The 25,638-nt window shown below is 58.0% G+C and carries 22 protein-coding genes and 2 pseudogenes; 10 read left to right on the top strand and 14 right to left on the bottom strand.

Annotation, left to right across the window (positions count from 1 at the left end; genetic code table 11):
- Nucleotides 1-43: 43 nt before the first annotated feature.
- The 10 genes from AC2GXZ_RS29915 to AC2GXZ_RS29870 form a co-directional block, all read right to left on the bottom strand.
- Nucleotides 44-2,287, bottom strand: a complete 2,244-nt coding sequence (locus tag AC2GXZ_RS29915) for a DotA/TraY family protein (RefSeq protein ID WP_483762905.1) — start codon at nucleotides 2,285-2,287, stop codon at nucleotides 44-46.
- Complete coding sequence (locus tag AC2GXZ_RS29910) at nucleotides 2,284-2,811, bottom strand: hypothetical protein (RefSeq protein WP_483762904.1); 528 nt, start codon at nucleotides 2,809-2,811, stop codon at nucleotides 2,284-2,286. Before AC2GXZ_RS29910 ends, AC2GXZ_RS29915 begins: the two co-directional genes overlap by 4 nt.
- The gene (locus AC2GXZ_RS29905) at nucleotides 2,808-3,815 is read right to left on the bottom strand and encodes a hypothetical protein (protein WP_483762903.1); all 1,008 of its coding nucleotides are present in this window, start codon (nucleotides 3,813-3,815) and stop codon (nucleotides 2,808-2,810) included. The genes AC2GXZ_RS29910 and AC2GXZ_RS29905 overlap by 4 nt, the downstream gene beginning before the upstream one ends.
- Before the next feature lie 110 nt (nucleotides 3,816-3,925).
- On the bottom strand, nucleotides 3,926-4,507 hold the full coding sequence (locus tag AC2GXZ_RS29900) for a hypothetical protein (RefSeq protein ID WP_483762902.1): 582 nt from the start codon (nucleotides 4,505-4,507) through the stop codon (nucleotides 3,926-3,928).
- Nucleotides 4,504-5,235 (bottom strand): hypothetical protein, encoded by a 732-nt coding sequence (locus AC2GXZ_RS29895; RefSeq protein WP_483762901.1) that lies wholly within the window; start codon nucleotides 5,233-5,235, stop codon nucleotides 4,504-4,506. Before AC2GXZ_RS29895 ends, AC2GXZ_RS29900 begins: the two co-directional genes overlap by 4 nt.
- The gene (locus AC2GXZ_RS29890) at nucleotides 5,232-6,062 is read right to left on the bottom strand and encodes a hypothetical protein (RefSeq protein ID WP_483762900.1); all 831 of its coding nucleotides are present in this window, start codon (nucleotides 6,060-6,062) and stop codon (nucleotides 5,232-5,234) included. The genes AC2GXZ_RS29895 and AC2GXZ_RS29890 overlap by 4 nt, the downstream gene beginning before the upstream one ends.
- Entirely contained in the window at nucleotides 6,059-9,079 is a 3,021-nt protein-coding gene (locus tag AC2GXZ_RS29885; RefSeq protein WP_483762899.1) for a hypothetical protein, read from the bottom strand. The genes AC2GXZ_RS29890 and AC2GXZ_RS29885 overlap by 4 nt, the downstream gene beginning before the upstream one ends.
- A complete protein-coding gene (locus AC2GXZ_RS29880; RefSeq protein ID WP_483762898.1) occupies nucleotides 9,079-9,465 on the bottom strand; it encodes a hypothetical protein in 387 nt (128 codons plus the stop codon). Before AC2GXZ_RS29880 ends, AC2GXZ_RS29885 begins: the two co-directional genes overlap by 1 nt.
- Nucleotides 9,466-9,475: 10 nt before the next feature.
- Nucleotides 9,476-9,928, bottom strand: a complete 453-nt coding sequence (locus AC2GXZ_RS29875; protein ID WP_483762897.1) for a hypothetical protein — start codon at nucleotides 9,926-9,928, stop codon at nucleotides 9,476-9,478.
- A gap of 121 nt (nucleotides 9,929-10,049) precedes the next feature.
- Nucleotides 10,050-10,469 (bottom strand): hypothetical protein, encoded by a 420-nt coding sequence (locus AC2GXZ_RS29870; protein ID WP_483762896.1) that lies wholly within the window; start codon nucleotides 10,467-10,469, stop codon nucleotides 10,050-10,052.
- Nucleotides 10,470-10,507: 38 nt separating this feature from the next.
- Here AC2GXZ_RS29870 and AC2GXZ_RS29865 point away from each other — a divergent pair, with 38 nt between their 5' ends.
- The 8 genes from AC2GXZ_RS29865 to repC all read left to right on the top strand — a co-directional run bounded on the left by AC2GXZ_RS29865 (nucleotide 10,508) and on the right by repC (nucleotide 19,408).
- Nucleotides 10,508-12,070 carry a hypothetical protein gene (locus AC2GXZ_RS29865; protein WP_483762895.1) on the top strand — a complete coding sequence of 521 codons (1,563 nt, stop codon included), beginning with the start codon at nucleotides 10,508-10,510 and terminating at the stop codon, nucleotides 12,068-12,070.
- On the top strand, nucleotides 12,070-12,714 hold the full coding sequence (locus tag AC2GXZ_RS29860) for a type IVB secretion system apparatus protein IcmL/DotI (RefSeq protein WP_483762894.1): 645 nt from the start codon (nucleotides 12,070-12,072) through the stop codon (nucleotides 12,712-12,714). Before AC2GXZ_RS29865 ends, AC2GXZ_RS29860 begins: the two co-directional genes overlap by 1 nt.
- Nucleotides 12,714-13,808 carry a DotH/IcmK family type IV secretion protein gene (locus AC2GXZ_RS29855; RefSeq protein ID WP_483762893.1) on the top strand — a complete coding sequence of 365 codons (1,095 nt, stop codon included), beginning with the start codon at nucleotides 12,714-12,716 and terminating at the stop codon, nucleotides 13,806-13,808. Before AC2GXZ_RS29860 ends, AC2GXZ_RS29855 begins: the two co-directional genes overlap by 1 nt.
- Nucleotides 13,805-15,088 carry a DotG/IcmE/VirB10 family type IV secretion system protein gene (locus AC2GXZ_RS29850; protein WP_483762892.1) on the top strand — a complete coding sequence of 428 codons (1,284 nt, stop codon included), beginning with the start codon at nucleotides 13,805-13,807 and terminating at the stop codon, nucleotides 15,086-15,088. Before AC2GXZ_RS29855 ends, AC2GXZ_RS29850 begins: the two co-directional genes overlap by 4 nt.
- Nucleotides 15,085-15,501 carry an IcmT/TraK family protein gene (gene icmT, locus AC2GXZ_RS29845; RefSeq protein WP_483762891.1) on the top strand — a complete coding sequence of 139 codons (417 nt, stop codon included), beginning with the start codon at nucleotides 15,085-15,087 and terminating at the stop codon, nucleotides 15,499-15,501. The genes AC2GXZ_RS29850 and icmT overlap by 4 nt, the downstream gene beginning before the upstream one ends.
- 272 nt (nucleotides 15,502-15,773) lie before the next feature.
- Nucleotides 15,774-16,973, top strand: coding sequence for a plasmid partitioning protein RepA (gene repA, locus AC2GXZ_RS29840; protein ID WP_483762943.1), 1,200 nt, complete (start codon nucleotides 15,774-15,776; stop codon nucleotides 16,971-16,973).
- A 75-nt stretch (nucleotides 16,974-17,048) separates the two neighbouring features.
- A complete protein-coding gene (gene repB / locus AC2GXZ_RS29835; protein ID WP_483762890.1) occupies nucleotides 17,049-18,038 on the top strand; it encodes a plasmid partitioning protein RepB in 990 nt (329 codons plus the stop codon).
- A 155-nt stretch (nucleotides 18,039-18,193) separates the two neighbouring features.
- Nucleotides 18,194-19,408, top strand: a complete 1,215-nt coding sequence (gene repC / locus AC2GXZ_RS29830) for a plasmid replication protein RepC (RefSeq protein WP_483762889.1) — start codon at nucleotides 18,194-18,196, stop codon at nucleotides 19,406-19,408.
- Nucleotides 19,409-20,176: 768 nt separating this feature from the next.
- Here the strand turns inward: repC and AC2GXZ_RS29825 are convergent.
- The 4 genes and pseudogenes from AC2GXZ_RS29825 to AC2GXZ_RS29810 form a co-directional block, all read right to left on the bottom strand.
- Nucleotides 20,177-21,303 (bottom strand): annotated as a pseudogene (locus AC2GXZ_RS29825) (site-specific integrase).
- The gene (locus AC2GXZ_RS29820; RefSeq protein WP_483762888.1) at nucleotides 21,300-21,527 is read right to left on the bottom strand and encodes a hypothetical protein; all 228 of its coding nucleotides are present in this window, start codon (nucleotides 21,525-21,527) and stop codon (nucleotides 21,300-21,302) included. Before AC2GXZ_RS29820 ends, AC2GXZ_RS29825 begins: the two are co-directional and overlap by 4 nt.
- 97 nt (nucleotides 21,528-21,624) lie before the next feature.
- Nucleotides 21,625-22,947 carry an LLM class flavin-dependent oxidoreductase gene (locus tag AC2GXZ_RS29815; protein ID WP_483762887.1) on the bottom strand — a complete coding sequence of 441 codons (1,323 nt, stop codon included), beginning with the start codon at nucleotides 22,945-22,947 and terminating at the stop codon, nucleotides 21,625-21,627.
- A gap of 306 nt (nucleotides 22,948-23,253) precedes the next feature.
- On the bottom strand, nucleotides 23,254-23,469 hold the full coding sequence (locus tag AC2GXZ_RS29810; RefSeq protein WP_483762886.1) for a DUF982 domain-containing protein: 216 nt from the start codon (nucleotides 23,467-23,469) through the stop codon (nucleotides 23,254-23,256).
- Between the two features lie 450 nt (nucleotides 23,470-23,919).
- Here AC2GXZ_RS29810 and AC2GXZ_RS29805 point away from each other — a divergent pair.
- Nucleotides 23,920-24,766 (top strand): annotated as a pseudogene (locus AC2GXZ_RS29805) (alpha/beta fold hydrolase).
- Between the two features lie 494 nt (nucleotides 24,767-25,260).
- Nucleotides 25,261-25,638: GAF domain-containing protein (locus AC2GXZ_RS29800; RefSeq protein WP_483762885.1), on the top strand; the 378-nt coding region annotated here is incomplete at its 3' end.

The following is a 25,638-nucleotide window of genomic DNA, read 5'->3' as shown; positions in this document are numbered from 1 at the left end:
TCGATCCCTTCGGCCGCATTTTTGACCGCTTTCCAAGTCGGAACTAGCGCCGTGACGGAGGTCCTTGAGGTGGCGTAATTTGTCTACCTCCTGTTGATGAGTTTGGACGGTTGCCAAGATCTGAAATCGCTTTGAACGTACCCTGCACAGGGGCGGCGAGCGCTCCCGTAGTTGCAAAACCACTGGCGTTCGCCCGAGCCATAGCTTTGTCGTCTAGATCATTTGCGATAGCGTCGAACCAACGGAAGACCCTGCTCGGGAATTCCGAGATCATCGAGAACGAGCGTTCGATGATGATGAAGTATACGAACGCCACGAAAACCATCACAATAACGACGCCAAAGCACCAGACCAGGCTGATGGCGCTATCACCTATCAACGATTGCGAGGACGATATCGCATAGTAGATCCCTCCGTTGAACAAGGTGCCTGTAATCCGGAACAGAATCATCCCGATGAAAAGGCCGAAGAGCATCAATACGGGGGTGAGGATTAGGCTCAGGATGAGCACGTATCCGCGTCTTGCCTGTTGTCCGCTCATGCCCCTTCCCTCAAGCGAAAGGTGCGCAATTGCCCACAGCGGGGCTGCAAATATGGCCTCGACAACGAGGAGGAAGAATGACGAAACCCCGATGACCCATATCACTGTTGGAAGCATTGGTAGGATGAATGTGAGAAATGCGCCGACGACGCCCAATGTCGTAATCAGCGCACCGAACAGACCTACGAAAACACTGACACCAGTCCCGACGTATGGGATGATGGCAAACAGCGAAAGTGCGACCGTGACGCCTACGACAAACACCTGAAGGTAGGCGCCAAGCGAGACAAGGCCGACCATCGGGTCGCTCAAGCCCGCCACGGGATTAAAAGTTTCGAGCACGGTGTAGAGGTTCCCGGCGGACGGCATCCAATCCGAGATTTCTCCACCGCCGTCCACGAATGCTGCTCGCTCATTGACGAACGACCGTATCCCGCTCTGAGCGACGCTTTGGTTCCACCACTCGACTGCACCGTTATAAGTCGATGCAATCTGTTGTAGAAACTTGGAGGCGTCGCCGTCCGCTGACCCGAACAGATACCAGTTGTTGGCAGCATACTGTGACGCAATCGCGTTTCGCACTTGTCCGTTAGGGCTTGAAGCCGCGCCGATCGCCCCCCCAGGCGCGGCGGTCGGCATCGCGGTGGCCAAAGAGCTTGAATCTGCAGTCATTCGGCTTATCAGCTGATAATAGAATCCGGCCTGCAGCCAGCCCCCATTCTTCAGGCTGCCTGACAAGGTAATCGCTGAAGCATCTCCAACGGGCGTCACGTTGAGAGGGAGCTCCTCCTCAGCTATGTCTTTTCCCGTCTGATTGAGCTGGTCCGTATTGATGTATGTGCGGAGGATTGCGGAGTGGCGATTTCGCCAAGCTTCGAGATCCGACCGCAAGTCACGGAAAGCAGGTGCCGCTGTTCGCTTGCTGACCGCTTGAGCAACTTCGGCAGCTGTTTGCGAGTAGCTGTTCGCGGTCTCGTCGACGGCCTGTTTCATGGCGCTGATGTAGTCGGAATAGGTCTTTCCTGCAGCCTCGGCGAGTCGGTCAAAGCCATTCGTCTCCGGTGGAAGCGAGACTGTCCCGCATGCACCATAAGAGTTGGGCAGGCTATAGTGCATTTCGGTGACACCGGATTTCTGGTTCCAGCTTCTCGATACCCCTTCCAGGCCATTTCCCCCCTTCGCTACTTCCATGTTGTAGACGGCTTGGCACAGCTCCATTCGCCATAACGCCTGCAGGAATTGGCCATCCAGCGTGTCGTAATCTGCGCCGGAGACGGGCATCTTCTGATCGACGATGAGATCGACTGATTGATCCCAGAAGAAAGAAGAGGTCGCTGTGCCGACATTGACGGCATAGGCGACGGCATGCTGGATTCCATTGTAGCCGGTCGGCATGGGGATCAAGGCTGCTGCTGCCAAGACCGTCCGCAGCGGCACCCACAAAGAAGAGTGCTGTCGACCAAGGACCTCTCCCTCATGGGCGGTCTCCGTCACACCGACAATGATGTTGTAGATGATCAGAACGCAGCCTACGGCAAAGAACAGCACATTGAAATTCGCGATGAGAGACGAGATCAGGGTCTCGTCATTCGGCCCCGTGAAAAGCGGCCCGAAGATCATGTTCAGAAAGCTGTTGGAGCGGCTGTCTCCCTCCCCTGTCACGATATCGGCAAGATCGATTTCGGCAGCATAGGATGCAGAAGCAGAGGCGGCCCACAGGGTGATCCCGGTCACGATGCTCTTCATGGATCATCATCCTTATTGAGGATCTGCATGTTCGCCGGCAAGCCGCCTCGCAGATAGTCCGCTATGGAGCCTAGCCTTCCCTGCCTTATCTGCCAGGCGCGGAAGCCCGACTTGATCGAAAGGACAAAGGCGGTCAGGGCCAGCAGTGCAATGCCGGCCAGCATGAAGGTCGAGCGGTATCCAAAGTGGAGGGAGGCCGGAATTGTCAGCATGCCCATGGCCCCGGAGATCAGGTAGATTGCACGGTCCCTTTCCCAGGCGCGTAGAGCGCGGTCGATCTCCTCGGCACTCATGCCACTGGACAGCTCCCTAAATCGCTCGATCCCGCCGTCGGGATAGCGGTTGAAGAAGCTCCGGCGCGTCAAACGACCCTTCGGCCGAAGGGCATCAAATGCGTCCCGGCCGGTCTGATAGCCATCCGCAACGTGGCGCGAGGCCATCTCGCCAGCACTCTTTAGACCAAGGAAACGCCCCGTGTACCAGCGCGCTGCGCCGCGGATTCCCTTCAGCTTTTCTTCGCTCATGGCGATGCCGTGACAAGGCTGGCGGTCGTCCGGCTATCGCGATTGTCGAGCTCGGAGGATAGCAACGCAGCAACAGCTGCGGCCTCGCGACGCTCCAAGGCGAAACGCATCCAGTCGACATGCAGGTTCAATGCTTGCGTCAGCAGCTGTTCGCGCTGGACAGCTTCGGGTGACATGCTCGCCAGCTTCTGATGCCAGTCTGGATTGGCGAAGCGCGAACGCACAAAGATGTCGACTGCCTGAAGCTCGGAGACTTTGTCGCCGACCTCGTAAGGGTAGCTGGCGGACGCTGCTTTCTTTGCCCAATCGGCTAGTGCTGTGCCGCCTGTCGGCGCGGCGATATCTCCGAGATAGGCAAATACGCCGTGGGCCGCCGAACGACGGGTCGCATCGATCTGCCGCGCAGCGACCTGGGCAACGCCTTGCGGCGTCTTCATCTCCCCTTCCGTTACGGGCTTGGCAGGGACCGGATCAACCATGTTGTTGAGCATCCGGACGTAGGCCTTGGAGATGTCGCCCTTGGAAGTGTCGAGGGTGATCGCCTCAGTCAAAAGCCGGACGTCGGATGTCGGGTCTGCATAGCCACCGACATTTTTCGATGCGTCCCTGTCTGCAATGATGGCGTTCGCGACCGCCAGCCCGCCCTCGGCGACCGGCGCGCCAATCGATTCATTGCCATAGGACCAGTTGCGGCTGGCATTCGCCATGTCATTGCCGCCGTAGCCTGAGGCTCCTTCACTGGCTCTACCCATCGAGAAAATACCTGACAGGTCAACGCAGGCTGATGTCGCGGGATCGTACCGGCCCCCTTCGGCCGCCGCGCGTGCCAGCTGGCGCTGTCGGATGGTCTCGGCCATCTGCTGGCTGTCCATCAGGCGTTCGTTCGCCTCATCAGAGCGTTTCTGGTAAGCGCTCAACTGAGCGACGCCCTTCAGGATCGTATCGGCGATTTGCTGGCCGACATCGGTGGTGTGGTCGTTGATATTGTCTCTTGCAGTGTTCACGATGTTCCGGATCGTCCCGCAATTGCAATCCGCCAATGCCGGCATCACTGAAACCGACATCGATAACCCGGCCGCAATGGAAAAAAGCAGGCCCGCTTTGATGACGTTCCTCATAGACTGGACCCCGGACCATACATATTATTGTAGAATTCCTGCATCAGCGGGCTGCGATACGTGCGACGTTGCGTATCGCCGCTAGACGGGTTGCTGAATTTCAGCTGGCCGCCTTGATAATTAAATTCCATCGAGGGCGCGCTTCCGCCCCCGAGGCCGGAAGGTAGTTGCAATTGATTGAATTGGGGGAGCTGTAGGGCCGACTGCAGGGGCTCAGTCACCTTGTTCCAGGCGTCCTGCGCGTAGCTGCAAAGCTGGCTCTCCGCATTCGAGACAGCCTGGTTGAAAATGCTTTGCAGATCGGGGACTTGGATCGCGATATCGAGATTGACCTTAAACAGATTGTCGAGGCATCCCATCGAGCCGAGCGCCGGAGGCTTCTCCAAAGCCGCCTCGTGACGCTTGACCTCGGTATCGATCCCGTTTCGGATAGCGTCGACCAGGTTGACTTTAATCGTGTCGGTGCAGCCAGCCCCGGCATTCTGGAAGAGCTGCTCAATCTGATCAGCCTTTACCACATTTGCAGATGCACCGATCGAGATCGCGGTTAAGGCAAGGGCCAGCCCATGTTTGATCATAGCGTCGTCCTTTCTCCCTGAAATGGTGGAATTTCGCGAATGAGGACCGGCCGTTTCGTTCCGAGGCCGGGGAAATTTGCGGTTTGGTCGTACATGCCAGCGCCTGAGCCTACGCCAGCCCCGTCGCCACCGATCCCGGCGTAGGTCTCGCCCGAGGCGGAGGCGAGCCGCTTCATGATGTAGTCCTGAAGTTGCGCGTATGAGGTGTAGCCATTGGCAGACAGGTAATCGGCGGGCAGCACGGAAGGGTCGAAGCCACTGGCAACCCAGTCGTTCAGAGCGCCCGCACCGAGGAAGTGCGAAGCGGAGAGGAGCCCAGTTTCAGTGATCGTCACGCCGTTGATCGTCTGACCGACAAGGCCGCGGGTCGAGCTCGACATGCTCGCCCAGTTCTGGGCAGCGAGTTCACCATTGGCCCGATCCTGCAACGATGCTCCGGCTGAGGTATATCGGAGGTCGTTGAGGCTATTGACGCCGGCTGCCCGCGCAGCCGAGGTCGCTGTATAATTCGACCAATCGCCTTTTGATCCCGAACCAGTGTATTGAAAGTAGCCGAGGCTCTGCCATGTGCCGGCGGTGATCTGATATTTGCCGACGGCTGAGCCGCCGTTCGTATTGAAGATGGAATAAGAACTGCCACCCTCATGTCCTGCGATTTCATCGTTATAGTCCGCCAGGGCGGCGAATGGTACGGCCGTCGCCAGCAATAGAAGAGCAAGCCGCATCATCTCCTCGTCCCCGCGACCGAAATTTCCATGGGTCCGATCTTGGAGCGCGGCTCGGCCTCACCAAGCGAATATGTCTCAATCCCGCCGTATACAGACACCTCCACAAGCCGGCGCCCATTGGCGTCATAATCTCTGGTGATCGCGAAATCCGGGCCCAAAGCCCTCAGGACGCCGATCGATTTTCCTTCGTCATCGAGGAAGATAATCGGGCATGAGCTGTTGCCGCAGTAATAGGGCGAGGTCAGGAGGAGCGCGACTTCCTTGCCCGTCTTGATGTTTATGTCGACGGCGCTGACAGTCGCCGGTTCCAGCGGCTCGATCCCTCCACGATATTTGGCTTTGATGGCTTCGGTCGCAGTCCGAAGCTCGGCCTCGGTCGGAGGCCGCGGCGTGACGTCTTGGTGGATCGGCTGGGCCAGATAGTTCGTGCCGGACCATTTCCAGAGGCGGGTGCCGTCGAACAAGGGTTTCATCCCGGTCACGCCGACCGGACCTAGGCCGATTATCTTGCCGGGCCGGCGCCAAACCTCGAGCCATTGCGTCTCGTCATAATAGAGCGTCGCAATAAAGCATCCGGTGGCGCAGTTTCGATCCTCGCCGAGCAAAACGGCGAGCTGCTCAAAGTCCTTGTCTGGCTCCTCGAGCCAGACGCGCTGTGCTGCGACAGTCCGGAATTCTCGTCCATACATTTGCCTTGCGGTCGTGGTGGCCTGGCTGTCAGGGGATTTGAAATCGATCGTTTCCGTGACCACACTGTCGATCGGCGCGGCCGCCGCAGTGCTCAAAGCGATCGAAGAAATCATGGCGGCAAAACCCAGGCGTCTCATTGGTTCTCCTTGATCAATTCGTCGGCGAGTTCCTTCACGGCATTGCCTCGCATCCTGTCGTCGATCGCGACTCCTCGATCTTCGAGATCGGCCAGACGGCGATCGAGCGTGTCCTTGGCAGATCCATTGGGGAAGCGCCGAGCAAGAACACGCCGTGCCGCCTGGGATCCAAGCCGCTCGTAGAGAATGCCGCGCAAAGCGGTATCGACTGCCGTAGTCGAGAGCGCCCAGATTTCGATCGGGCCGAGCTGATTGAATATATGCTGGGTGTAGGTTCCGGAGTTGAGCTTCAACATGGCGACCACCGGCGCCCCCTCGCCCGGAACGGGTCCGCGTAGGCTCCGCAATGTGTCCACGACCGCCGGGCCAAGGTTGTGATCTCGCGCAATCTCCTGGATTGCCCCTTCCGTCGGGACATTGCAGAACCAGAAGCCATTCGCGAGCTTCTGGATGCTGACGTCGAAATCTTCCATTAGCTGCGAGGCAAGCGTGATCTGGACGCCCGCCTTTCTGCCAACGCGTACGTCTTGGACAGTCTGATCTCGAATGAGGTCGCCAGTCAGATGATACTCGTCGTAGCACAGCAGCTTTGGCATCTGCCGGTTATTCTCGATGCGGTGCAGATGATACTGCCGCACGCCGTCATCGATATCGCGTGTGCGCACTTCATCGGCGTCGAGCCAGAAGTCATTGGTCGTGGTTTGGCGGGCCATCATGAACATGATGGCAGTCTGGCGCTTGGCCTGGGGCCCGCTTTTGGAGACGACGCCCGCAAGGTCAAAGGCGATTACCCTCGCGTTCGAGACATCGAAACGCGTTGGGCGTGAAATGATCGGGAAATCCCGCGAGGCTGCCGTTACCATGCGCTGGAAGGCTTTCAGCACCTCCTCCCCCGTCGGGGCCTTCATATCACGGAACGGTTCGCGGACAGTTTCGAAGTTCGATACGCTGACGAGATCGGCAAGGGTCGGTACGGCGAAGCGTTGCGCCAGGGCCGCGGCATGCACTCGCCCATGCCGGAATAGAAAATCGGTGACCTCCCACCAGGTCGTTCTGGGATCGCGCTCGAAATCCAGCTCGTCCAGAGCCGCGTCGATTTCGAACGAATCCGAAATGCCATATGGCTTCGGAGAGCGGCCATCGCTGAAATGGCGATAGGCTTCATCAACACAGGCCGCCGCAAGCTGGCTGATGCCATCATAGGGGCTTTCGGAACCGTCCGGGGTGCAGATCAGGCAGAGCAGATTGACCAGATAGGCGCGCTCGAATTCGAACGGCTCGCGAATGCAAAGCTGGATATCGAATGGATTGACCGCATAATCGTCCGACATCTTCAGGCGATGAAAGACGGCTTCGTGCCGGCGATCGACGGGTAGTGCGTCGCGGATGAGGCTGATAAGCCCCGACGACGATGGGCCGACATCGATGATCGAAACGCGCGGCAGCAACCCTTCATTGGTCTTGGAGCGGCCGGATTGTCGGGTCAGGATCACACCCAGATTGGTCGAGTTCATGAGCACGGATTTTCCCGAACCCGGCATTCCGACAATCACATTCACCCAGCCGAGCTGTTTGGAGGATCCCGGTTGGTAGGGCCACAGCTTGCCATCCTTGGTGCGGAACATCATCGATCCATTCTCCCAAGGGCTCGCGGGACGACCGATAGGAGAAAGCGCCAGGACGTCGCGCAGCGTTGCGGAGGCGGCGGGGGCCGTCGAGGCAGCGTTCAGTGCGAGCGTTGATGACATAACGCACTGCATCGGGTCTCCGATCAGGGCGTCGGTCTGGCAGTTGCCCCACCGTTCAACTGACCGCCGAAGGCTGGCCACGTTCCGTTGCAGTGCCTGCAGTTCCGTTTTTGGTGCCCAGACGGCGAGAGAGCACCGCCATCTGACGATCGTATCGGAGGCACCATCGATGTCTCGCAGGGCATCAAAGGCTTCCTTGATCCGACTGTTGTGGATTTTCGAAGTGAAGGTGAAGAGGTTGAGGTAGATCTCCTTGAAAGCCTGCCCCTGGAAACCGGATGAATCGACGGTCATTGTCGTTCGCCATGAGAACCTCTCGTTTGCGTCCAACACACGGCGAATGAGGTCGTTGAATTCGACGACGATCTCCGGGCCGAGCGTGATGTCGAAGCCGGAAAAGATCGTGTCGCCTATCTGAACGGTGGTCTGATCAAGGATTTCCCCATGCTCGCTCAGAAGCTGATGGGACAGGAGAGGCCACAGGAGATTTGATATGTCCGACTTCTTCAGCTCGGCGGCACTGCTCGGCATGCGAGCTCGGATGAGATCGGATGGCAGGCTGGCTTGCCAGCTGCTGCCCTGCGCAAGGTAGGCCGGCGTCACAACGCCCTTGATCTGCGCCAGCGCCTCGCGGTTTGACAAGACGTTGAGTTCTACGCCTGCGAGATCGAATTCCCGCGTCATGGCTTCGCAAAGAGATCGATGGCGCGTGACCAGGGCCTCCATGGCTATGCCTGGAAGCTGCGCATGCTTTAACGGAGGGATACCCTTGGCGGTTTCACGAACCTTGGCCGCGCTAATTTTCAGCTCAGATTTTCTGAGCAGGGACGGCCGGGACCAAACGGCGACGTAACTGCGCTCGCCGGTGAGCTTCGTCGGCAGCAATCGCCGCCGTTCGTCGAGAAGGTCCCGAATATCGAGCCCCATATCTTCAGCTGCTCTCTGGGTCCGCCGGATCGTGTTCTTCACGTCGGCAGACGCCAGGTCCGGGGAGTGGCCGAACCAGAATTGCAGCGTGTAGCCCTGTTGGCCAAGCTGTGAGCTAAAGGCGATACGGAGATCGTTCACCGCTTTGGTCAGTTCCGCCTTTCCGGGCAAGGAACGGAAGCCTTCGAGACGGAACACCGATACGAGTGACCCGTCATCGGCAACGAGCGTATCGTCGCCTTCAACGGTGACAAGTCGGCAATACCCTTCGAGCGACTTCTTGAGTGCGGACCTTCCGAGGAAGGCCGCAACCGAATCCATAAAGCCGATAGCCCCCGCCATCAGTTGATCGACCGCAGTTGGCCTTCAACAGAGCTTGTGTCCGCCCCCGACCCGAAAATGGTCGTCACACCGACACCGAGGAAGGACGGGATTGCCACGAGCAGAGCCGCTGCAATGCCGAAAATGATCGCTTGGCTGGGCTTGGCGCCCGGATCATGCGGGTTCTGGCGATGTTGAATAAGCTTCCAAATTCCGAGGATGGCCGCAATGACGCCTGCCAGGAACGAGATTGCCCCGATAATGTCGCCGGCCGGGCCGAGTGTGTCTGTGCGAATGGTGGTGAAGATGTCGCCAAGGCCCTCTTGGGCAAATACGGCACTCGCGCCGAAGAAAAGTACCGATAGTGCCAGGGGCAGACGGGCTTTCCGCAATGCGGTCTTCTTCATGTCTCTCTCCTTATCCGATAACAAGGTTTTCGATCATTCCAGTGAATTGGACGATGTTCATTGCAAGAACGCCGCCGATGACATGCGTCAGCCCCTGCCCGAACAGCCCGTTGTAAGGGCCGCGATAGGCAGATTTGTTCATGAGAACGAGGCCCCGGATGAACCCGATCAGGCCGATGAGCTGGACGATGCGTAGGAGAGCAATCACGATGGTTCGTGCCTGCTCGTGGTTAAGCGGCTGGAGCATCTCGGGCGCGTAGGCGAAGATTTCAGAAGCCGCGACAGTTTCCTCGGTCTGGAAAAATGAGACGAGAAAGGCTGAGATTGTCGATGAGAGGGATACGAGCAGAATGGCGACGATCAATGTCGTCGTTGGTTGCCAGACGACCGGTCCATAGACCCCCTGCCCCGATGCGGTGCTTTCGCTGGCCGCTGCGAAGCCGCGTATGGCGTTCATCGCCATCAAGACACCGCAGACGAAGCAAGCCGCGACGATGAGCGCTTGTAGCGGAGGGATCAGAGCGACGACCCGTTCTACCAGTCCAGCAAGCCCATCCAGCGCCTCGCCCCCAGTCAGCATAGAGCTAGTCCCCCTTCGCTAACGGATCGGTTTTGATATCGGCGCCTTGTCCCCTATCAGGGCGACTGGTTGGAACCGGCGGAATTTCGGCTGCCGTCGTTCTGCGAGGCGTGACCACCTCATGGCGGACCAGAAGCGCAGAGGCAGGCGGAGAAGGTTTCGTGTTCGCCGTGATCTCCGTGTCGGTTGCCGTCGGGCGAACCAATTCCATTAGATCTCGATCGCTCTGCTGCAATTGCCTGACATGCGCGATGATCTTGTCGACGATGCCGCCTTGGTCCGTGAGGGCCTCGAGCTCACTGCGAAGGAAAGCGTTTTCCTGCTTGATCCTGTTGACCTCCACATAGAGCTGGTGAACGTCCGCTGGGTCAATCTGCGCTGATCGAGCACCTCTTGCGACTGCCTCGGGCACCAGGTCGTTCACGGCGGCTGCAGCGGTCGATGCTGGAGACTGCATGACGCTTGCTGACCCGTATCCGAAAACGCAGGCGATCATGGTGGCGATTGCAACGCCTCCACACGAGAACCGCCTTTCCGGTGCGTTTTCAGAGGCTTTCGTCGCTCGGACTGTTTTGGCTGACGTCATCTGAAGCTCATTGCGATGGTTTAGCAGTCGGGGCGCTTCCGCCCGCTGATGACCGAAATGGGGGTGACAATCGACTTCGTTATGGCATATTCGGCGCAAAATGCAAATCATTGCAAAAAGGGCCGATTATGCAAAACGCTAAGATTCTGCTCCTGTCAACGATTGCCGGTGTATGGGCCATCCCTGCCCACGCAGAGTTGAATCTCTGGCACCAGAACTTCGTCGGGTGCCTCACATCAGCATCCCCTTACATCAACGATGTTCTGTTCAAGGACGCAGCTGTGAGCCGCCCATTGATGAAAATTTCCGGGATGCAGGCCTGGTCCGTCCCGGACGGCAAGGGTGGTCAGCAACTTGCCATGACGACGGACGATGGGCTGACAATTTACGGCCGTGTCGTTGGGCCGCAGGGCGAAGATATTTCCGGCGCGTTGTTGGCAACGAACGCGAAATCCGACCAAGCAGGGGGAACGCCGCAGAGCACCGGAGCTCTTTCCGTGCCTCGACAGGACCAGATTGCCTCCTCGACAATGCTTCCGAACCGTACCACGCCGCGTGGATCGGCAGGCGATCAGGCCACCGTCTCACCACAGACAGTCCCGACCACCTCGCCCGTCCAATCGCCGACGAACATGACTTCTCCCGTTCCCGTCGCGACACCTTCAACTGCGCAGCCCGTTCCTTTCGCACCGGAAGTTCCGGCCGCCCCGGTCCAACCGACGGCGCCAGCAACCCCAACGCCAGAAGCATCGACCTCTGTACCCCCGCAACCCGGGACCCAGGCCGGGATCGGGTCTCAAACGGTTCTGGATGTCCCAAAGGCCACAAGTCTCGATGAACTGATCCAGCAGGCGGAAACATTCGCCATGTGGGCGCCTATGAACAATCCGAAGCCTGGCGCTCCTATCGTCTATATGTTCGTGGATCCGACCTGCCCCCATTGCGCTTGGTCCCTCGATCATCTGGAGCCCAAGATCCGTGATGGATCGGTGGCGCTCAGGATGATCATGGCTCCAATTCTTTCCGAGGAAGCTCTGCACATCGGGCTCTCGATTATCCAGAGCGACAATCCACCGGAGGCGCTTTTGCAACAGGCCAAGCTGGCGATCGGCTCGAAAGGCAAAGCGGTCAACCGGATCGATCCCAGCCAGTATGATCAGCGGGTCAAGGATGGTATCGCGCGCAATGTCCAGTGGATGCGGGCGAACGGCATTCCCGGCGTGCCCTTCTATCTTTATCGCACCGCTCAGAAGACCGAGTTCGCTTTCGGGTCCTTGTCGGACGCGCAACTTGCGACGGCCATGCCCGGTGAAGGACCTGCGCAAATGAAACAGGTTGATGCTTCGAGCGGGGGAAGCGCTCCCGGTTTGTCTGCGCCCGCCGGAAGTCCCTCCCCTGCCCCGGCAGGTCAGGTAGGCGTGACAGGAGCGGTTCAGTGATGTCGGCCAATCAGGACTATGGGGCGATTGAGACCGTCTTGATGCGAGCGGACGTGTACCGCGTAGCCTACAAGCGCATGAGCATTATCGCGCTCGTCCTCCTCGTGGTAGCCGCCATCGCTGTGACGATCGCGTGCCTCCTGGCATTCGCAAAGCCTGAGCCCCGCTATTTCGCGACGACTGTTGATGGTCGCATCCAGCCGCTTGTCCCGCTCGATCGACCGCATCTGTCGGCCAACGAGGTCGCGACTTATGCGGCTGAAGCTGTGACGCGTTCTTTCACCTACTCGTTTGCGACCTATCAGCAGGATTTCCAAGACGCCCAGCAATATTTTACGAAGCCGCGTGGCTGGAATAGCTTCGTCGAGGCAATCCAGACGAGCGGGACGCTCGACTTGGTCAAGAACAGGCGTCTCAACACGACCGCCATCGCGCAGCGCGCCGTTATCGTCCGGGAGGGCATCAATCCCGATGGAGTTTACGAATGGATCGTCCAGATGCCGGTGCGGGTGACCTATCAGTCGGCTTCGGAGGTGACCGGCCAGAACATGATGGTGACCGTCACGATGCAACGCTTGCAGACTTACGAACATCCTCGTGGCGTCGCTATTTCCCGCTTCCTTGCTGCATCGGGAGGAGCCTGATGCGTCGCTATCTCCCTATTATGACGGTTCCCCTTCTCTTCTCGTCTGCTGCTTTCGCACAACAGGCCGCGCCAGCTTTGCAGCCAGCTGCTGTGCAGGCGCAACTGCCACCGCAATCAGCTGCGCCCCCCTCCCCTCCCCCGGCCTCCCCGGACGCGGGCGGCCCGCAGGGGCAGCCCCAATATCCAGGTGTTGATCCGGATCGCTTCTCCGCTGGCGCTTCAGGTACGGAGCCAAGGCAAGCTTCGTCCGTTCCCATTATCGGCGCGAAGCGTCTTCTCCGATCCCTCGAAGAACTCGATCGTCCGTTATCGCCGGAAGAAATCACCGCTTATGGCTCATCTGTTCAGACGGCAATGCCGATGTCGCCTGAGTTGATCAGGGACTATCGTCGGCGCGTCGATGCCAGCCAGAAAGCGGCGGCTATGCCGCCCTCGGGCTTCCGCGCAAGGCCCATCAATGACGCGATCCGCGTCTCGCTCTCGGCGGGCCAGCCCCTCCAGTCATTCTACGTAACTCCCAATACCGTCTCGGTTATGTCCTTCTACGACAAGACTGGGCGAGCTTGGCCGGTCGCAAGCTATGTCGTGGGTCGAGCTGATAGCTTTCAGGTGTTTGCATTGCAGGAGGGTTCGAACCAGATCGCGATCACACCGCTCATCAACCATGGCTACTCGAATATAATCGTCTCGCTGGTGGAAGAAGATCGGCCCATCGTCATCAATCTGGAGACCAGCGATCAGCAGACGAACTTCCGACGCGACATTACGGTTGAGGGGTATGGCCCCAACGCGAAGCGAGATCCTATCCCGATCGCGGCAAAGACACCGCCGTCGGACGGCGTGATGATGGCATTCGTACAGGGCGCGGCGATCCCGCGGGGTGCCGCAAGGCTTAACACCACAGACGAGGCTGTTGAGGCCTGGAGCTACCAGGGCCAAATCTATGTCCGCACCTCCGATACTCTGCAGACCCCGTCCCCCAATCAAGCATTGACTGGTCCGGGGGGCATCCATGCCTATCGGGTGAAGCCGACACCCATGCTCCTTATTAATCGCAATGGATCGGTCATGAATGTGAGGATTGCCCGTTGAGCGAAGAGAGCCAGGAAACACACGGCGCCGGCGCGGAGCGTGAGGACGTTGCTCCGGGACTGGACCAGTCAGCTGGGGTAAAGCCCCGTGCGAAAAAGTCTGGAAACACATTGCAGAAGGTCATTGTCGTTGGGCTTCTTGCGTCTGCGGCGGGGTTTGTCAGTTGGCAGATGCTGAGGCCCAGCGAATTGGATGCCTCGCGTGTTGCAAGAGGATCCAGCAACATCGATGCGACACCAGCTGGTGGGCAGCTGGCAGAGTCCGAGCGCTATCAGGACGGTTTGAACAGTGTGAATAGGCAGGGAGTGGAACGCGCACAGAACAATGGAGCGAGCTTCGTCCCAACTCCGGACGAGCCGCTGCGAAATATAGATGACGTGCGAGATGTGACCAAGGATCCAGTGCCTCGCCGCCCAATTGCGCCCGCCAATCCTCAGGTTACGCAACGCGTCGATCACGTTACACCGGATCGGCGTTCGCCAGATGATTTTTCGGACATCAACGCTCTCGCGGAACGCATGAGCGCGCAGCAATCTGCTTTGATGACCCAGTGGTCCCCTCGCCCGTCTGGGCTGACGATGGTGGTGCAGCAACAGCTCTACAAGACCCCTGAACAGCGCCGTGCGGAGGCAGAAGAGCGGGCGAAAGCGTCGGCCGGAGACGACACATCGACGTCAGCAACAGGCGATAGCCTGATCAAAGCCGGTGAGTTCGTGTTTGCTCGAACAGTCAACGCCTCCGATTCCGATACCCCCGGCCCTGTAGTTGCGGAGATCGTGAAGGAAGGGCCTCTCTACCGCGCGCGCCTTGTCGGCTCATTCCAGCAGAACACGAATACCAACGCTCTGATCGTCGAGTTCAATCGCATGGTGTTGCGAGACGGTCGGGAGCTTCCCGTCTCCGCATACGCGGTGGACGCTCGTAAGGGTTCGATTGCGGTGACATCTGGTGTCGATAAGCGTTGGCTCGAGCGCTATGGACCTCGCGTCGCCGGTGCCTTCATCGAAGGCCTCGGTTCCACTTTGGGCCGGGTCGGGGACCGAGTTGTCGTAGGTAATAATTCGACCACAATCGTCCAGCCGTCCGCGACCTTCAAGCAAGGGGTCTACCAAGGTGTCGGACGAATCGGTGAGGAGCTTGCGGGAGAGATTTCGAATTCGGCGCCTAAGGGGCAGCTGGTCAAACTCGATAGCGGTTACACAATCGGCATCTTATTCATGGAGACGGCGAGAGCACCAAGTCTGGCATCGTCGGCAAGTTTCAGTCTTGGTTCGCGATGAGTGAGCGCGAGACTGACATCTACAAAGAGCGGATCATCTGGCGTGAGACGATCAGAGAGCCGCGGCTTGTCGGATTCGATGCCCGCATTGTTGTTTTCTTCCTCCTATTGGCTGCGCACCTGGCTTGGTGGACATTCGGCTTGCTATGCAGCGCTGTCGTCGTCTTCTTGCTGGTGGAAAAGGCGGGATACCGTTTTCCATCCGCGTTGAGAGCAATCCGTTCGACCTTTGCCGGCAATCAGCGGCCTGCTTTCTTCAAACGGAACTACCGAAACGCGGTGGACTTCGGCTTTGAATATCGACGTCACTGGCTGACAACGCCCGAAGTAGAAGGAAATGTCGCGACTCGGAGAGAGGCCGACGAGGAAGCCCTGGTCGTAGCCCACTCGCCTGCCTTGACCTCTCCTAAATAGCAGGCGCGAGCGGAAGATGTCTTGGACTATAGCGACTGGCCGACAATTCCGAATTTGACAGCCGTGCAGAATCCCAAAAAGCCGATGTTTTCCAGTATGATAGGCCATTTTCCCGCTATTTTCGCCGCGCGCTCCACGCAGTCGCGCCTACATCGGAGCGTTAACACTTTATTAACTAAAAACTTGTTGCCGGAATCACCTTTTCCGGCATAATCACGCTTATATGGTCGATTGGCCGCTAAAAGCGTTAATACCGGATCACCCAGATGAATATGAATGTCGATCACACAGCAGAGATTGATTTCGACGAAGAGATCCTTCGCCAGGGCGAAATGATTTCCGACAAGCTCAACATGCTGAGGATGGAGCAGTATCCACCGAACGCGCAAAAGGGTTTGCGTCAGTTCTCGATGGCTGAGGTTGCCGATTTTCTTGGGGTGACCCAGAATCACATCAAGAAACTTCACCTGGACGGGAAGGGACCTTCCCCTGACGTCTCCGGCTCTGGCAGAAGGTCCTATACAGCCCTGCAGATGCTTGAGCTTCGTCACTATCTGGACAAGCACGGTCGCTCAGACGCGAAGCGCTATGTTCCTCATCGTCGCGAGGGCGATGCGCTTCAGGTCATCTCGGTCGTGAACTTCAAGGGTGGCTCGGGCAAGACGACCACGGCTGCGCATCTGGCGCAGTATCTGGCACTGACCGGTCACCGCGTTCTGGCTATCGACCTCGATCCCCAGGCATCGCTCACGGCGTTGCACGGCATCCAGCCGGAGCTCGACAAGAACCCATCCCTCTATGAGACGCTGCGCTACGATGACAAGCGCGTGTCGATCACCGAAGTGATCCGGCCGACGAATTTTCCCGGTCTCGATATCGTACCGGCCAATCTTGAGCTTCAGGAATACGAGTACGAAACTCCACTTGCCGCCTCCAATAGGAACTCTCCGGACGGCCGGTTCTTCTTCACGAGGATCTCCTCAGCGCTCAAGGAGGTGGATGGTCGCTACGATGTCGTCGTCATCGACTGCCCGCCGCAGCTCGGTTATCTGACCCTCACGTCGCTGACTGCATCGACATCGGTCTTGATCACCATTCACCCGCAAATGCTGGATGTCCTCTCGATGTCCCAATTCCTTCTCATGCTTGGAGGGATCTTAGGGTCGATCAAAGAGGCGGGTGCGGTCGTGCGCCTGAAATGGTTTCGCTATCTGGTGACTCGCTATGAGCCGACTGATGGACCTCAATCCTCAATGGTCGGTTTCCTGCAGGCCATGTTCAACAAGAACATGCTGAAGAACCAGATGGTCAAGTCTACGGCGATCGCTGATGCCGGCATCACCAAGCAGACTGTCTACGAGATTGAGAAGTCGCAGTTCACGAAATCGACCTACGACCGGGCACTAGACAGTCTGAATGCTGTCAATGCTGAGGTCGTGTCCCTCATTCACAGGGCATGGGGTCGAAAATGAGAATTTTGACAGCCGTGCAGAATGGCAATTTCATGAATTATTCTAATCTCCTAGCCCGGAAAAGTGGAGATCCGAATGTCTAGAAAAGGTCTGTTGGCCGGAATAACCGCGTCAATCACCGAGGAAAACAGTAAGCCGCAAGTTTCGGAGGCACGATCCGATTACACAAGGCGTGGCGCATCCAAATCGATGATGCAGTCGCTCGACGATCTTGCTGAAGCGAGCCTGCGGATCCGAGACGGTGATGTCGTCGTCTCGCTCGATCCTGCTCTTGTCGATGCGTCGTTCCTGGAGGATCGTCTTGGAGATGGCCGAGAAGAGTTCGAAGCGCTGAAGGCTGCTGTCGAGGCGCATGGTCAATCGTCACCGATCATGGTGCGTCCGCATCCCAGCATAGAGGGTCGCTACCAAATCATTTTTGGCCACCGCCGTACGCGTGCAGCCCGGGAACTGGGGATCCCGGTCCGAGCCATTATCAAGCAGCTGGCGGATGTCGAGCATATCATCGCGCAAGGCCAGGAAAACACGCAGCGCGCCAACCTGTCGTTCATGGAAAAGGCTCTGTTTGCAAAGGGGCTGATCGATCGCGGCATGTCGAAAGAAGTCGCGAAGTCCGCGCTCAACGTCGATGATACGCTCCTGTCTCGAATGCTGGCCGTTGTCGAGGGCGTACCCGATCTTGTTCTGACAGCTCTGGGCGCTGCGAAAGGCATCGGCCGAGATCGCTGGGAAGAGCTCAAGAAGCTTGTCGCTCATCCAGTCAAAGCAGAGCAGGCGATTGCATTCGTCTCGTCCGAGGCGTTCAACGACGCAGCTGAGCCCTTCGTAGTGCTCGTGTCGTATCTGAAATCGTCCGGCAAGCCGAAAAAGCCAAAGCAGTCGAAGGGAGCAGGGGCCTGGACGCATGCATCCAAAGCCGTCACCGTCGAGGCCAAGGTGAAGGCGAAGGGGTTTACGCTTGATCTGACCGAGAAGGATGCGAAGCCTTTCGGTCAATGGATCGCCCACAATCTGGATGACCTATACGAGGCATTCAGCAAGTCGCAACTGAAAGACGGAGACTAACCCGCAAAAGAAAAAGGCCCCCTAGACGTTGCCGTCGTGGAAGCCCCTTTCGAAGTGTAAGCAGCTTGAGAGTCGCATTTCCACGAATCCCAGTCAAGAGTCTGTGGCACCGTTTCGGTGAGCAATTTCCTTTTGCCTTTTGAAAGGTGAGAGATATGCACTGTGGAAATGTAACGACGCCCTTTGGGCGGCGGCCGGCGACGCTTGCCCTGGTCAAGCGGCAGATCGCGGACAACGAAATCAAGCCGGGTAAGTGTGTCGATAAATGGTTGGTCTTTCGGGACGTGAAAGAAGCCCGTGAAGTCTTTCGGCTTCAGCCATATTCGATCGCTGTGCTCGACGCCCTTTTGACATTCTATCCGGACAAAGAATTGCGCCAGGACGCGCAGACGGTCGTGTTTCCCTCCAACGCGCAGTTGATGATGCGAGCGAACGGACTGTCTGGCGCCACGCTGCGCCGACATCTCGCCATTCTTGTCGATGCGGGACTGATCGTCAGAAAAGATAGTCCGAACGGGAAACGATATGCCCGAAAGGATGGGGCAGGGGAGGTCGAGCGTGCCTTCGGCTTCGACCTGTCGCCGCTTCTGGCTCGATCTGAAGAGTTTGCGTGCGCTGCTCAACAAGTTGCTTCCGCTCGGCGGGAATTTCTCAAGGCCAAAGAGAACCTGACGCTGTGCCGCCGTGATGTTCGTAAGATCATCAGTGCTGCGATAGAGGAAGGCGCGGACGGAGATTGGGAAGCGTTCGAGGCTGTCTACCTGGACATTGTAAGACGTATTCCAAGGACGCCAACGGCCGCGGCCGTGGCATCAATCCTCGATGAGATGCAGCTTCTTTACCAGGCACTCATCAACCGTCTGGAGATGAAAGATAATTCGGAAGATTCAAGCAGCAATGGTGCTCACAGCGAGTGGCACATACAGAATTCAAATCCCGAATCCATCCATGAATTTGAACCACGCTCTAGAAAGGAGCAGGGCGAACAGACGCGTGAAATTAGCCGGCAGACGCAGGAGCCGATAAAGACTTTCCCACTTGGAATTGTGTTGAGGGCTTGCCCCCAAATTGCGGATTACGGACGCGGCGGCGAGATTCTCAACTGGCGCGACCTGATGGCCGCCGCTGTGATCGCCCGATCGGCCCTCGGTGTCAGTCCGTCGGCTTACCAGGAAGCCAGCGAGGTAATGGGGCCAGAAAATGCAGCCGCGACGATCGCCTGCATTCTTGAGAGGGGAGGGCACATCAATTCCGCCGGGGGATATCTTCGCAACCTGACGGAACGTAGCAAACGAGGGGAGTTTTCGCTCGGCCCAATGATCATGGTGCTCTTAAAGGTGGGGGGATACCAAGATAGGAACGCTAGTTGATGAAGGCCGAACCGCAGCGTCAAGGCAGAAGTTGGCCTGATCAGGCAAAACTGCTGACCCTCGTCTTCGAACACCCAGGCGATCTCGATCGGGTATCTGTTCCTGCAGTCCGACCCAGCAAGACAACGCTCCGGCGACCTTCATGGCGAGGAACACAGGGTGAAACGAGCCACAGTCTATTGGCTATATGCCAGCGCGCCTTAGTTGGTTGATACCGAGGCGGAGATGGCGAATCCCTTGACCTGATCCTGACCGAACACCATACTCAGAGGCTAGGTTGCGCCGGGAAAGACCGCATCTGGCTGTCTGTTGTGCTGGTTGACCGACGGGGGGAAACCAACGCGGAGTGGAATGATCCGATGCGGACGCGGAAGATACACCCGGAAAAGAGTTCAGTGGAAGTGGGCGATGTAGTCGAGTTCAGGAGTGGCTCATATGACATCCGCGCTATTGTCGACGGTAGGCTTGTCGTTCGGGTGCGTGATCGTGCGACCGGATACGAGAGTTATAGGGTCTGGACCGAAGGAGAGCGGGCTAGGTTCGATCAAGACCTGGCCGTACGGGAAGAACAAGTCGATCGAAACAGTAAGATCTACGAGCGGTGGCTTGCTGGGGAAACTTATTTGAGTTTGGCACGTGAATTCGGCGTGAGCTCAACAAGGATTTCGCAAATCTGTGCGCGCCAATCGCGAAGGGAGAAGAGCGGTTCCGAGGCGTGAGTGCAAACTGGTTTACTCCGCTGGTGCCCGTTCTGTCTACATTGCGACCTCACAACAAACGTGCCGCACGTCCGCTTCGCCGCTTCGCGTTGTTGTAATAGCTTGAAGCTTGTTGGACAGATCGATGCCGCGACTGTTCCATAGCTTCCGGAAGCGGAATACCGCGTTGGCTGCCTCTGTAAGATATCCCGACCTCAGCCCGTGCGCCGAAAACTCCCCAGGCTCCAACCCCGCCATCTCCGCCCGCTGTTTTAAGATCGCATTGATCGACTGCGGATCGAGCGCCCGCTTCGACACCGTGCCCCAGCGCCCGATCCCCCGAAACACACTGCCGCCATCAATCTTGGCCACCGCGATCCACGCATTCAGCTCGTCCACCGCCCGGCCAGTCAGATAGACCACGTCATCCTGCTCGCCATTCGTCGTCTTCGTCCGGCCGAGATGGATCGCCAAAGAGGGGAGGGGAGGGCCGTCCGCAACCTCGATCGGCGCCTCGACGTTCAGCTGCTCGATCCGAAGCGCGGCGATCTCGCTGAGCCGGCGGCCGCCGGAGGCGAAAGCCACCATCAGGATCGCGCGATCCCGCACATCGCGCAAACTGTCGGTCGAGCACGTCGCCAGCAGTTTGGCCAGCACATCGCCGGTGACTGCCTTGGCGCTCTTCCGCTGTCGCTTCCGCGGCGTGGCCCGCACGGCGAGGCGGATCGCCGACTTGAGGGCAGGGGAGGCGAAGGCGCCGGGAAGTCCGCGCCATTTCGTCAGTGTCGACCAGGTGGCCAGCCGCCGGCGGACAGTGTCAGGCGCATGCGGGCCGGTCACCTTCAGAAACCCCTGGCCGCGCAGGCTTTGGTCGACCTCTGCCGGCATCCCATGCTCCGGATCGTTTTCACGTTTCGCCGGATCCCACAGATGATGCGCGACAAATTTCAAAAGCAGCGCCTCGGGCGCCGGCCAGGGCAGCGACTTTTTCGTGGCCGCCAGCGACCACGCCTGCAGATAGGCGAGATCGGAGGTGAGGGCGCGAAGAGTGTTTTCGCCCATGCCCTCGTTGACCAGGTGACGCAGCGTTTCGACATCCTGATCGGTGAGCAACTCGGCGAGTTCGTCGCGGCGCTCCATCGGCAGGACGGCAGCAATCGTATCCAGTTCGTGGGCGCGGCGATCGACGGCACTCATTTTGGCAGTCCTTGTTCGTCGTAGAACTCGCCGTGGTTGGAGGTGGCGCAGGGCGGAACGCTGGCGCGCCCATCATCCATCAGTCTTCGAAATTCATCCGCCGTACTTACAGTCTTCGAAATCGCGTTGAGCTCCGCGACCGGCGCGTCGAGCCGACGAGCGCGCTTGGCGAAGACGATCTTGCCGTGATCGAGGCTTCGGACATGGATGGACCGCTCGGTCATCTCAATGCCGAATTGCTGACGGGCAAACATGCTGCCGACTGAGCCAAAAGTTTCTATCGGACCGCTAACACGTATAGACAAAGACAATTCGCTTAGATCACGGCGCAGGCAGGCCAAACCTTGCCCGTAGCATTCCGGACGAAACAGCAGCTCCTACGCCTTTCTTTTCAAGCTCTGGCATAACAAGATTGCTAAAGGCCTGAAGATCGTTAGGCATAACGGGGCACATGACATTGAATCCATCGGCCGCGCCGCTTTCAAACCACTCTTGCATTATCGATGCAACGTCTAAGCCTGTACCGACTGCAAGGAGATGGCCGCGGCCGCTCGCGAGCCGCAGAAGAAGCTGCCTCAAGCTCAACCGATCTCGACGCGCGATGCCGAGTAGCGCATCAACGCGACTTCGACTTGCCTGTGATCGCTCAGAATCGGGCAGTCCAGTCGGAAATGGCGCATCCAGTTCGAGCCCGGAAAGATCACCCCCGAGGAACGACGAAAGCTTGGCCAGCAGATGCTGAGGTACAGCGAATGAATTCATTGCATCGAGGCGGTCCTCGGCGTCTTCTTTTGTGCTGGCAACGATCGGAATGATCCCGGGCATGACCAACAGGTGACTAGGGTCCCGCCCGCAATCCGCCGCAAGTTGCTTCATCTCGGCATAGAAGGCCCGTGCTTCGTTCAAGGAGGATTGGACGGTAAAGACGATATCGGCGTGCCGCGCAGCAAACGCTTTTCCGGCAGGGGAAGATCCTGCCTGCGCAAGAACTGGCTGACCCTGCGGTGGGCGCGGGATGTTGAGCGGGCCGCGGGTTTGGACATATGGGCCGGCGTGGCCGACTTGATGGACTGCCGCTTTATCGAAATAGCGACCACTGATTTTGTCGGCCAACCTGGCATCGACCTCCCAGCTTTGCCACAGTGCCTTGACTGCGGTCACGACATCGTCCGCTCTTGCATAGCGGTCCTGATGGTCAGGCATGGAATCCAGCCCGAAATTGTAAGCCTCAAGCTCGTTTGAAGATGTGACAATATTCCAGCCGGCGCGGCCTTTGCTGATATGGTCGAGGGAGCCAAAGCGGCGTGCAAGATGAAATGGGTGATCGAAAGTCGTCGAGGCGGTACCAATCAGGCCTATTTTAGTCGTCACCGCTGCCAGCGCCGACAGCAGGACCAACGGGTCCATCGTGCTGGAGAGATGTTTGTCGGCCTCTTCCTGCAGGGCCAACACGTCGCCCAGGAAAAGAGCGTCGAACCCGCTGGCCTCGGCGCGTCTCGCGATATCGATCCAATAGTCCAAAGTCATTGGCGCGAACGGATCACTTTCCGGCATACGCCAGGCAGCTTCGTGACTGCCGAGACCGTAGATCACTGCGTTGAGATGAAGACGACGGGTGGATGCGGTATTTCGATCTGCAACCATGTTTGCCTCGCTCCGCTGGCATTACCCAGATCAGCTTGAGGGTTCATAAGGATGACCGCCATGTCTCAGCCCCGGCATTACGGAGCACCCCTGTTCGACCGAGAGATAGCTGATGGTTGATGGCGGGCGCAAGTGCGGGCGCGGTACGTAAACGAGAGGAAGACTGAGGCGGTCTAACCGACGCTATACGCCAGGCTCGACGATTTCACCCGCTGTCTTTACCGGCCACACCGCCGATGTTGCGATCACTGTCCTGACGGTGGAAAGCCGGGATGTCCCCGATCTCGGCGAGCTTGCTGTTCTGTTTCAGAAAGCGGCGGAAATTCTCCCGGATGGCTGAGGTCGAATCCGTCCGCAGGCTGCCTCACGGCAGAACCTGACGAGGATTTCGTAGGCGAGGTTGCGTTTCTCCTCCGGCCATTCATCGAGATAATCGAAAACATCATCAACGCCGCAGATTTCCTGAACGAAGTATTTTCGCTGCTCATAGACCGGGTGCTCGAATTTATCGAATGCCGTCATCAATCCCCTTCCTGGCATGGGCTGAGCGAGCCAAAATTTGGGTTTCGGGTTCCGTCTGTTCAAGCGATAGAGTCCGTGTTGAGACAGAATTGAACACGCGGCTCCCTTCGTCTCCGGATCATCTTGGGGGCCGAATTCCATCCGTGCCGATGGGTTGAAGCGGTGGACGACCAGCCTAATTCCCCCATGGGAGGAGCGATTCATGAGCGAACCGGTAAATGACGACAGTTTGGCACGATTTCGAGCGCTGTGACCGCATGGCTGCGGTTCTATGACGTTGAGCCGGAAGACAAGGTGCTTGACGTCCTGGCCCGTGCCGCCCGCGATCATTATAGTGAGGGATATCGGACGCCCGATGATCTTGCGACCTATCTTATCGGGACCTATCTCGGTCGGTCGTCAGTGATGATCAATGCACCAACTTCAAACTCGAGCCACTGACGGATCCAGATGTTCGAGGGCTTTCAACTCCAGATGATTGAAACTTCTCGCGGCCAGATCCGGGTGAGGACGGGAGGACAGGGGCCGGCGGTCCTGCTTCTTCATGGTCATCCCCGCACGCACATGACGTGCGCATAAGCTGGCGTCGTCTCACACGGTTGTCTGCGCGGATCTGCCCGGCTTCGGCAAATCCTACGTGCCGCCGGACGCTCCCGATAGTCGGTATTCTTCAAAGCGCGAGAAGGCGGCTGTTCTCAACGAAGTGATGGAGCTGCTTGGACATCCAAGATTTTCCGTCGTCGGCCATGATCGCGGCAGTTACTCAGCGTTTCGCATGGCAATGGATCATCCGGAGATGATCAAGAAGCTCGTTGTCATCGATTGCTTGCCCATAATCGAGCACCTTGATCGCGCTGAATGGAAATTCGCCCGCGACTGGTACCACTGGTTTTTCTTTGCTCAGCCGGAAAAGCCGGAGCGAGCAATCCTGGCTGACCCCATGGCCTGGTACAGTCAAATCCCTCCTGGCCTTATGGGGCGTGAAGCCTATGACGATCTCGTCAGCGCCCTACACGATCCATCTGTGATCCACGGCATGATTGAAGATTATCGCGCTGGAATACGGATCGACCATGTTCATGAGCGCGAAGACCGGGATGCGGGCCGGAAGGTTCAATGCCCGACGCTGTGCTTATGGTCGATCCGAGACGATCTGGAGCAGATATACGGCGACCCGCTCGCAATCTGGCGGAACTGGGCGGCCAATGTTGACGGACATGGTATCGACAGCGGCCATCACGTCGTAGAGGAGAACCCCGACAATCTCGCGGCCGCCCTCGTGGCGTTTTTTCGATGAGCATAGGTCAGCCGACGGACGCGTCGCAACGGCGATCACGGATAGGTTTATCGCTGTTCTATGGCCTTGCAGGCGTTCTGCATATCGTTTGGCCCGGGCCATTCCTGTCGATTACGCCGTATTGAGTCCCGTCCCCGCACGCAGCTATCTTTTTGACTGGTATGAGCGAGCTTGCGGGCGCTGTGGGGGTATGCTTCCGACGGACGCGAGCAGCGGCCGCAATCGGGCTGGCGCTATATGCAGTCTGCGTCTATCCAGCAAATATCAAGCATGCAGTCGATAGCCTGTCCGTGACAGATGCGGGCATGCTCAGGCGGATCAATCGCACTCCCGCTCTTGATCCCCAGCCGGTCTTCGCGGAACATCCGATTCTCCGAAAATAACTCACCTGTTATTTAAGAATTGACTGTTATTATGTCGCCATGAACATCCGATCACACCCAGTTCCGGCAAATGAACGTGAACGAGTTGAAGCTCTCGCCGACTTCAATCTCATGGACATTCCGCCGGAGCAGGAGTTCGATAGGCTGGCCGAGCTTGGTTCCAGGTTATTCAATGTGCCCACGGTGCTGATTTCTCTGATTGCTGAGGACAAGCAGTTCTTCAAGGCTCGTGTCGGCCTCGATCCGTGCGAGACCAGCCGCGAGATATCGTTTTGCACCTACGCGATCATGCAGGACGATATTCTCGTCGTTCCTGATGCATTGGCCGATTTCCGCTTTGATCGTAATCCGCTCGTGGTTGGTCCACCGTATATTCGATTTTATGCCGGCAAGCCTCTCGTGACCACGACGGGTGCGCGGATCGGCACGGTTTGCCTCATCGATAGCCAACCTCGAGACACGTTCACAGCGCATGATCGACAAAACCTC

This window comes from Aliirhizobium sp. YIM B11859 (genome assembly GCF_057163345.1).
Note: the sequence above shows the minus strand (reverse complement) of the source record. Positions and strands in the feature narration are given on the sequence as shown.